This window comes from Acaricomes phytoseiuli DSM 14247 (genome assembly GCF_000376245.1).
GTDB lineage: Bacteria > Actinomycetota > Actinomycetes > Actinomycetales > Micrococcaceae > Renibacterium > Renibacterium phytoseiuli.
The window spans coordinates 1-8,883 of sequence record NZ_AQXM01000024.1 but is presented as its reverse complement, the minus strand read 5'-3'; the positions used below and the strand labels follow the sequence as shown (position 1 = coordinate 8,883).

Genomic DNA, 8,883 nt, shown 5'->3' with positions numbered 1-8,883 from the left:
GTAGGTGGTCGTCCCCCACTGCTAAAACGGAGATTTTAATTTCGTCAGCGGGGTCGTAGTCAAGGAGTACCCACTTGCCATGAACCGGATAAGTCCCCATGCGGAGATCCTACTCTTTAGTAACCGTATCCGCCGCCGCCACTGACAGGCAGCGTTGCCCCGGTCACGGCTGTCATCTCTGAGATGTCGAAAATGGCGTCAGCGACCTCTCCTGGTGTTGCGGCCCTGCCCATAGGGCTGAGTTCTAACATCGCTGCTTTCAGCCCTTCAGGCATCGCGTTCAGCATGGGGGTTTCTGTGGGGCCGGGTGCTACGCAATTTATGCGGATGCCTTTCTTCGCGTACTCTTTAGCAGCGCTGCGGCTGAATCCTTCAAGTCCGGCCTTAGAAGCGGTGTAATTCGTTTGTCCAGGCACACCAAAGCGAGCAGAAACTGAGGAGACAAGGACGATGGACCCGCCCTTGTTTTTCAGCATTGGACGAAGGGCCGATCGTACGGCTCGGATAGGAGCCGTAAGATTGACGTGCAGAACCTCTTCGATCTGCTCATCCGACATCATTATCAACAAATTATCTCTAGTAATACCGGCGCAATACACCAAAGTTTCAAGCGATCCGTAGGTGCTCACATGAGTTTCGATCGCTTCAGGGATAGATTCAGGTTCAGTTACATCGGCCTTGATGCCGAGGACACCATCGGGCGCTTCGCCTGTCCTTGATGTGCCCGAAACCTGGTACCCGTGGTTGAGATATTTCTCGACTACGGCCTTGCCGATACCTCCTGAAGCTCCAATGATCAGAACGTTCGACTGCTCCTTAGAGCTGGTTTGACTCACCACTGCCTCCCTAATATATTTTCTTCCAAGTTCTACCATGTGTGGTAGTTCAAGTTACCAGGGCGAACGCCGTGCTAGCTGTCCATAAGATCCAGCGTCTTTATTAGGGTGGCTATGCACGATTGCGACTATCTTTTCAGCCCGAGCGAAGCTTTGCTCATCAGAACGATCATGATGCACCGCGGAAGGTTCTCCCTTCAGAACCTGGCAGATGCACTTGACTCCGATATCGAAACCGTTTCCTCTTGCCTAGAGACACTCGAACGCTCCGGGCTACCAGTCGCGGGAACCCCTGGCGAGCTACAAGAAGCCCTCGACAGGATGCGGGCCGCACTATGCCCAGCAAAATACCATGCCGCCTAAATCAGACACCTACAGCATCTTTACGATTACCGACAACATCCACTTTGTCCAAGGTGCAGCCTCAAACTGGACCGTCCTAACCTCGGGGACACGATTTACCCTAGTGGATTCAGGCTACCCAAACGATTACAAAGCACTAATCCAGTCCTTGAGAGACCTGAAGCTTGATCCCAAAGACTGCATGGCGGTGCTTCTCACCCACGCCCACATAGACCATGTGGGCGGCGCTCTCCAACTTCGACAAGACTTCGGTACCCCGATTTGGTGCCACCAAAAAGAGGAACGCAACCTCACGGGAGCAGCTAGAGAACAGGTTGCACCAAAGACAATCTACAAAAAGCTCTGGAACCTTAGAATCCTCTTCTGGGCGGTACACGCTATAAAACTAGGCGGAACTCAAAGCTTTTCAACCAACCCGGACGTTATCTTCAATAGCGATCCATCGCTTGATCTGCCCGGAAGACCACAACCCATAGTCACTCCCGGACATACCTCAGGACACACGAGCTATCTAATCAGCTCAGACAGCGGAAAAGTGATCATCACCGGCGATGCCCTCGTATCTAAGCACCCAACCTCATGGAAGCGAACAGGGCGACAAATGCTACCCAACATGTTCCACGCGACCCCGGACCAGGCCGAAGCAACCTACCTGAACTGGAACATCACCCCAGAAACTATCATCCTGCCAGGACACGGCCCAATACTGACCAGCAGATTAGAGACAGAGAAAATCACAGCGACTCGAGAGACACGCACATGACTGCGCTGCTGTACAACGCCCGCACCAAAGCAGGACTATCATAAACCGAACTAGCCAAACGTGCAGGCACCCGACAGACCGTCATCTCCGCCATCGAAAACGGAGCACAAGCACCAGGCGGGATAATGCTCGCCCGGATAGCCCACGCCCTCGGCAGCACCCTCCACATCGCCGCCTAAACGCCCGTCTAACCACAATTTTCTGGCGGGCAGAACAGCCCTAGACCTCATTGGTCAGCAATGTGCCCCCAAGAAGTAGGCTTGCCGAGCTGCGAATCACTCACTATCCGAGGGCTTCAAGTAGTGGTCTTGGGTCGAGCATTCCGCATCGTACGCAGGGGATTTCTTGCGGGAAGTCAGGGTCTTGTTCCGGCCAGAGATGATCTTCAATGACACGGTATCCTTTGCGTCTGCCACCCAATGATTTATTTACACGTTTCGCGGTCTTCTTGTCGGTGAAGCGCTCTACGATCCTAGGGGTATCGATCATTTCTACTACCAGGTAGCATCCTGGCTGTTCTTCAGTACCTACTAAGACCTCAGTAACCATGAGGCGATGATATCCCGCACACGAGACATCCTGGCATCGTCTACCACCCAGAGCGTATACTTGAGGTACATATGGCGAGAGGGCCAGTACCCGCTAAAGTAGCTGACCCTCTCTGATTATGGAGAGTGACTACCCTCCGAGTCTCCGAATTACTTCGAAGACAAAGGGAGTGAGAGCCGAAACGCACGCCGCGCAGGTGGCTATCCAGCGGCGGAGCGTTTCGGCTCTACCCTTTTCAGGCTCACTGTTGTCCATAATCAACCACCCCCTCTCCCGCCGTCGCCGAGTTCCGCGACGTGCGTCGCGGACAGGGCGCGACCCTCTCTATTTTATGGATTCCACCTGTACAGAAGGCGATTGCTGAGGGGCCGTAGCGTGCTTGTCGGGCTTCTAAGGCCGGGGCAGCTCACTACGGCTTAACGAGAATATCTGTACTAGTGCTTATTCTTTAACCCGTACATATTTTCTATGATGGGATGAGTTCATGGCGACGGTAGCCCAAATCCGGCGTTTCACCTCGGGGCTGAGCGTACTGATCAGCACAGCCGCCGAGGCCGTTCATGCCGGTTACCCTTCCCCTGCCCAGGACTATTTTGATGGAACTCTGGATCTCAATGAGCATTTGATCGGCGATAAGACGAGTACGTTTATCGTCCGAGTGGTCGGCGATTCGATGGAGGGCGCGGGGATCTCTGACGGGGATGAACTCATCGTGGACCGGGCCGAAGAACCTCGTGATGGATCCGTAGTCCTGGCCGTCTTGGATGGGGAGATCACGGTTAAGCGGCTCCGACTCACCTCGCAAGGGGTCATGCTGGTCCCGGAGAATCCCCGCTACTCCCCCATCCATGTCGCCGAGTCCGACCTGCTGGTCTGGGGTGTCGTCACCTACTCCCTGCACCAGTTACGCAGTGCCTAAGCAGCAGATCGCCCTGGTAGACGTGAACTCTTTTTACGTCTCGGCGGAGAGGGCTTTCAACCCCCGCCTCAAAGACCGCCCGGTGGTGGTGCTATCCAATAACGACGGCTGCGCGATCACGTTGTCACCGGAAGCAAAAGCTCTTGGTGTCACCATGGGCACCCCTTGGTTCAAGCTCGAACCCTACGCCAAAGACTGGGGGCTCATCGCTCTCAGCTCGAATTATGAGCTGTACGGCGACATGTCAGACCGAACCATGCGCCTGCTGTCCCGGTACTCAGCCTGGCAGGAAATCTACTCAATCGACGAAGCATTCCTCGGGCTCAAAGGCAGTCTAGAAGACCTCGCCGCCCAAGGCGCACGGATGCGGACCGCGATTGACCGCCACCTGGGAATGCCCGTGTGTGTGGGAATCGCACCAACGAAAACCCTGGCGAAACTAGCCAATAAATGGGCGAAGAAAGCGAGTCATTTTGGCGGGGTGTGCGTGTGGGAATCAGTGCCTGCCTCGGAGCGGGAAGCGCTCATGGCCCGATTGCCGGTAGATGAGCTGTGGGGTGTAGCAGGACGCTTAGCGAAGCGCCTTGCAGTGATCGGTATTCGCACAGTTCTGGACCTGAAGAACGCTAATCCTGTCAGGATCAGAGAGAAATTTTCGGTGGTGCTGATGCGCACTGTGCTGGAACTCAACGGCCAACCATGCATCGAGCTAGAGGAAGAGCGGGCTGATCCGGAGCAGCTGATCTTTTCAAGGTCTTTTTCTACACCGCTCACTACACCGGAGGAGATGCGGCAGTGCATGTCCGTGTATGCTCAGCAGGCCTCCGCGCGGCTCACTAAGCACGACCAACAAGCAAAGCAGTTGACTGCTTTCGCAGGCACGAGCCATTTCAACGTGCATGACCAGGCGTATCCCTCCGTTCCTGTACGGCTGCCGATGCCCACGGCTGATCCGGTACTCCTGGCCAAGGCCGCACACCGGCTCGTGCCGCTAATACACCGCGATGTCCACTATGCACGGGCTGGAATCATCCTGACCGACCTTAGGCCGTCCGGGGCACAGCGCCCCCTAGGACTCTTCGAAAACCCGCACGAAGAAAAACGCATCGGACCGTTGCTAGAGGCCCTCGCCGCCCGCCACGGGCTCGGGACTGTCGGCCTAGGCGTCGCAGGCCTTAAAGCCGGTCCTGACTGGACCATGAAACGCCAACGTCTCTCGTCCAGATACACCACACACTGGGAAGAGATCCTACAAGTCAAAGCAACCTGAAGACCCGCAGTTTCTGCGATATGCCCATGCAGGCTTTCTACACCTGAAAATCGAACTCTGCTTTACTCGTAGGCGATGTGGGAATTTGGGTCGTCATCCCAGACTACGGTCACGTCCATGTCCGACCGGTGCGCCTCCCACAAAACCAGGGCGAGCATCTGGTTATGCGCCCTAATCCCTCCGGGGAAGTCCGGGTGCGCCCGGTGAAAGGCCGCCTGGTTGCGGTACCTGGTTAGGGTGATAGTCTCCGGCTGCTCCGGCCGGCCTGCGATCTCGTCCAGGACATCCTCGAATGCCGACACCTGACCGTCATACTGGTCAAGCAGGTTCGTGAAGAACTCCTCAACATCCGGTTTCATCTGGTAGGAATTTTTCGGGTTCTCCCATTTCAGCCACATATCCTCGGTGACCCCAGCCCGCTCGGCCAGCTCTTTGACGGTCAGCCCGGACAGCTCACGCAAGGTTTTCACGTGAGCGCCGGACTTGAAAACCTCGGACATTCAGCCCCTCCTGTACTCGATATCATCAAGATCAGCGGTAAGCGCTTTGTAGATTCTCCGCTGGTGGGTTTCGAACCTGCTGATAGCCTCACGGGCGTCCGTGACCGTCCGGACCAAGATAACGTTCGGGTCATCCAAGATCTCTTCAACCGTCTTCGCCGTAACCTTGCGTGGCCCGTCAACGATCCATCCGTACCGGTCCGCCATGTCCTGCACCTCGGAGAGGGAGCCGTACACGGCAGCACCCTGGCCGCTGCTGATGAGCTTCGGGGAAATAACGATCATGATCTGCTCCTACATGAGTGGCCGGTGAACCCTCTGGTTCCTTGACCCGATACAAACATGATTATAGGAAACCTATAATCATGTCAAGCCCGTTCCACCTGAACATACAGAAAGACGCACCCCTCCGGCGTCAACGCCCGCAACTCCCGATACGCCTCGTCGTCGTACACGTCACGCACAACCTCGACCGTGCTCACCACCCACTGGAACGAGCTGCTAACCGTAAAAGCCAGCTAGTCCAGTTCAACCGGTTCCACGTCATCTAGTCCGGCGGTGATTGCGTATCGTCCACATGAGGAGACCAGTTAGCCTTCTTCGAGTATTCTGCGTTCTTCTTTCTCGGTGATGTATAGCTCGCTGGGCTTCAGAAGTAAGCCCTGGTCTGTGGTGGCGACCTGCGCTTTTGAGTAAATCGTGAGCACGGATTCCAGGTTCTTCAGAAAATCCCTCTTAAAATCTCTGTCCCTGGAATACTCCACTCCGAATTGATCTTTAAGTGATGCCCACGGGATCAGGACGTTCTTCCCTGACCGCTTGATGTGATACATCCGGGCGGTGAGCCAAATGAAGATATCAATACGCATCGCCGCGCCGCCTTGCGCGCTGAGAGCCTTGAGGGCCCCTACATCGATGGGCAGAGGCTGAGCGATGACCGTGTAGAAGAACTGCTCGGAGAGTAGGAGTTTCGACCCGAAGAGAGGCTGCTGGCCGGGAGTAGCATCATCGTGGAGCCACAGCTCATAGCTTTGGGCGACATCAATGCGCTTCCCGGACTCGTACCGGTGAGATTCGTTATTCTGGGTGTAGGTCACCTGCATGCTGCATTTCAGCAGCCGCATGAGCTGGTCCTGAACTCTACGGCGATTATGACTTCCACCACCGGATGCGCCAATGAGTTCGATGAACTCGTTGAAGCTCTCCCCCAGGTAGATCTCCCGGTTTCCCTGCTTCTTAGCTTGCGTCGTAATGTAAAGCAGGATCTGGCGGGCCAGCACACCATAGGGGTATTTCGCCTGAGAATTACCGTTCTTGTCAGTGATGACAGCAGGAGTAATGACCAAAGACATGTCATGACTCTTACGCTCGAAGAACGCCGGGCTGTCCTTGAGGTCTTTATAAGGCAGGCTAAACCGTGACCAGAGAGCGGAGGTGTAGCCGAAGTCATCACGGTCTTGTGGCGGAGCCTGTTCTAACTCAGTTGAGTGGTTCATCAGCTCGATTTTTCGTTTGGAAAGCGCGTGACTGATAGGCGTGACGTTCTCTGACTCGTCGTTTAGACTCATGAGTGGCAACCTGCTTCTTTCTATTGGTTTGGTGTTGTTGTGAAGCACTGTGGTTGTCCAAGCCCCCAGCCGTTCCCTCGGCGTGGGGGCGCTTTCATCCCAGCGCCTATTTAGGTATCCCACCACTGACGGTATCCCGAGTCAACGACGACACGACGACAATCTGTGGAAAACCCATTAGGGCTGTTGATAAGTGGCGCATTTCTGTTGATATGTCGGTGGATAACCTGGGGTAAAGTACTCGCGCTTCTTAGCTGAGCTGGGGTAAAGTACTCGCGCGGTGGATAACCTGGGGTAATCTACTCACGCTTGGCCCTGCATCCCAGTAAATCCGTGGGGTAAAGTACTCGCGCCCCCACGAAATCCGGGCTAGTGGCTGGGGTAAAGTACTCGCGCCTACTGGGGTAAAGTACTCGCGCACGACCCCTCTACTTCCCTTTATTTGCAAGGCATTCCGGCCCGCCCCTAGTAGTTAATACTTTTAACTATTAAAAAACTTAAAAGCAGGGGGCCAAGTTTTCGAAGCTTCGAACGTCTGTTGCTGAAGCACTTTTTTGATCTGATTCTTCAGTCGTTGGAGTGCCTGGTTGGCAGCGTTGGCTGAGTACTCCTCAGAGCTTCACCATGAGTGGTGGTGTCCTGGCTGTGGCTGGGTTCAAAGAAGCTAATGAAAATAATCACTGACTTAACTTCCATGAACGCAGCGCGCAGCCCCGATATACCCCAGGGGCCCCAGGATGGCTTCTAAGAGCCTTTCACACCTTTAGTAAGGTTTGGGGAGTGCAGCCTCACACGAGGCCCTTAGGGACCCAGTCAGGGGTTTCTGAGCTGTGAGAGACATGAGTACCCCTCTGTAAGGCATGAATGAGCCCCAATTTCCAGGATCGATACGCCTGTTCCGATGGGGCCTAGCTTGCTGACTGTGAAGAGCAGAACGAACTTCGTGCCCTAGTACTGATTTCGCTAAGCGGAGAGATTCTGATGCGGATACGAAGAGCCCCACTGCAACGGGGGCTCTTCGGTGTTGTGCGGCCGCAGTTCACGTCTACAGGGATAATCGTCGCGAAACGCACTATTGAAATCACAGGCACTTTGGGGGCCTGGCGCTAGTGAACCTGACCGGTATTCAAGCTCCCGCTCGAACTGTTCCGGCTGCTCTTCCAGCTGACCACACAACTCTACCAACAGCCCCATTAGGTTGAGATTTGGGGTTTCACCCCGATGCCATCGCTTCGACTCACCACTTGCTCTATTTTCCGGCGGTAGCCGAGCTGCAAGAGAACAGTAACGGAAAAACCGGTTGTCTATTCAACGGATAGACCCAACAACCATGTAACTGCTTGACCACATAACCGCAAGTGGTAATATTTAAACCATGTTCGGTTTTCCGGTTATGAGGGGAAGTGGTTTTAATGAAACTGGCGGTAGCTAATACAAAAGGTGGGACGGCGAAGACAACATCAGCGATGATGCTGGCAACAGTCTTAGCCCAAGCTGGTAAGAGAGTTCAGCTATGGGATGCAGACCCTCAAGGATCCGCCTCGGGGTGGGCGGAAATAGCGGCGGAAAATAATGATCCGTTGCCGTTCGAGGTGATCGCGGTCAATGCAAGAACCGTACGCAGGGTCGAACCCGACGGTATCGATGTTGTCGTCATCGATACCAACCCGCACACCCCGGACATTGTCCAAGCAGCCCTGGACACATCTGACAAAGTCCTCATCCCCACTACAGCCTCACCGCTGGACTTAGACCGGACATGGATGACATTAGAGGTCTGCGCAGAATCAGATGCTGAGGTCTACGTGCTCATCACTGTTGCTGAACCGCAAACACTCGCTTATCGCCAAGCCACTGCCGCTCTGACAGAAAACGGAGCGCCGCTGATGAATGCGTTCATCCGCAAAGCAACATCGATCAAAGCCGAAACCATGCGCACCCCGCACAACACCCACGGCTATGACCAGGTAGCCCGCGAAATGAGGATCATCTAACCATGAGTGAAAAACCAGCAAACACCAACCCCTACGGGCCGCGTAAAAAGAAAACTATCGCCGACACCTTTACCCCCGCTAAGGAACAGAGTGAGAAAAAAATCAACTCCTCAGTCTGGAT

At 54.8% G+C, this 8,883-nt stretch carries 8 protein-coding genes and 1 pseudogene; 5 read left to right on the top strand and 4 right to left on the bottom strand.

Translation table 11 applies throughout. The annotated features are described in order from the left end of the window. Nucleotides 1-116: 116 nt before the first annotated feature. Nucleotides 117-875, bottom strand: a complete 759-nt coding sequence (locus tag C501_RS0100570; protein WP_083906482.1) for an SDR family NAD(P)-dependent oxidoreductase — start codon at nt 873-875, stop codon at nt 117-119. A 313-nt stretch (nt 876-1,188) separates the two neighbouring features. Here C501_RS0100570 and C501_RS11925 point away from each other — a divergent pair, with 313 nt between their 5' ends. The 4 genes and pseudogenes from C501_RS11925 to C501_RS0100550 all read left to right on the top strand — a co-directional run bounded on the left by C501_RS11925 (nt 1,189) and on the right by C501_RS0100550 (nt 4,700). Further along, nucleotides 1,189-1,962: an MBL fold metallo-hydrolase gene (locus C501_RS11925; protein ID WP_018133693.1), complete on the top strand. Its 774-nt coding sequence runs from the start codon at nt 1,189-1,191 to the stop codon at nt 1,960-1,962. A gap of 59 nt (nt 1,963-2,021) precedes the next feature. Further along, a pseudogene (locus C501_RS14780) lies at nt 2,022-2,141 on the top strand (helix-turn-helix domain-containing protein); the annotation flags it as partial. An 854-nt stretch (nt 2,142-2,995) separates the two neighbouring features. Then, entirely contained in the window at nt 2,996-3,430 is a 435-nt protein-coding gene (locus tag C501_RS0100555; RefSeq protein WP_018133692.1) for a LexA family protein, read from the top strand. Further along, nucleotides 3,423-4,700, top strand: coding sequence for a Y-family DNA polymerase (locus C501_RS0100550; RefSeq protein ID WP_018133691.1), 1,278 nt, complete (start codon nt 3,423-3,425; stop codon nt 4,698-4,700). The genes C501_RS0100555 and C501_RS0100550 overlap by 8 nt, the downstream gene beginning before the upstream one ends. A 62-nt stretch (nt 4,701-4,762) precedes the next feature. On the opposite strand, the gene C501_RS0100545 is transcribed toward C501_RS0100550, so the two are convergent. From C501_RS0100545 to C501_RS13420, 3 genes are all read right to left on the bottom strand, one after another. Next, nucleotides 4,763-5,200 (bottom strand): helix-turn-helix domain-containing protein, encoded by a 438-nt coding sequence (locus C501_RS0100545; protein WP_018133690.1) that lies wholly within the window; start codon nt 5,198-5,200, stop codon nt 4,763-4,765. Continuing rightward, complete coding sequence (locus tag C501_RS0100540; RefSeq protein ID WP_018133689.1) at nt 5,201-5,485, bottom strand: hypothetical protein; 285 nt, start codon at nt 5,483-5,485, stop codon at nt 5,201-5,203. 305 nt (nt 5,486-5,790) lie between these two features. Continuing rightward, entirely contained in the window at nt 5,791-6,768 is a 978-nt protein-coding gene (locus C501_RS13420) for a replication protein RepA (protein ID WP_018133687.1), read from the bottom strand. 1,412 nt (nt 6,769-8,180) lie between these two features. Here C501_RS13420 and C501_RS11915 point away from each other — a divergent pair. After that, nucleotides 8,181-8,762 carry a ParA family protein gene (locus C501_RS11915; protein WP_083906480.1) on the top strand — a complete coding sequence of 194 codons (582 nt, stop codon included), beginning with the start codon at nt 8,181-8,183 and terminating at the stop codon, nt 8,760-8,762. The last annotated feature ends 121 nt before the right edge of the window (nt 8,763-8,883 follow it).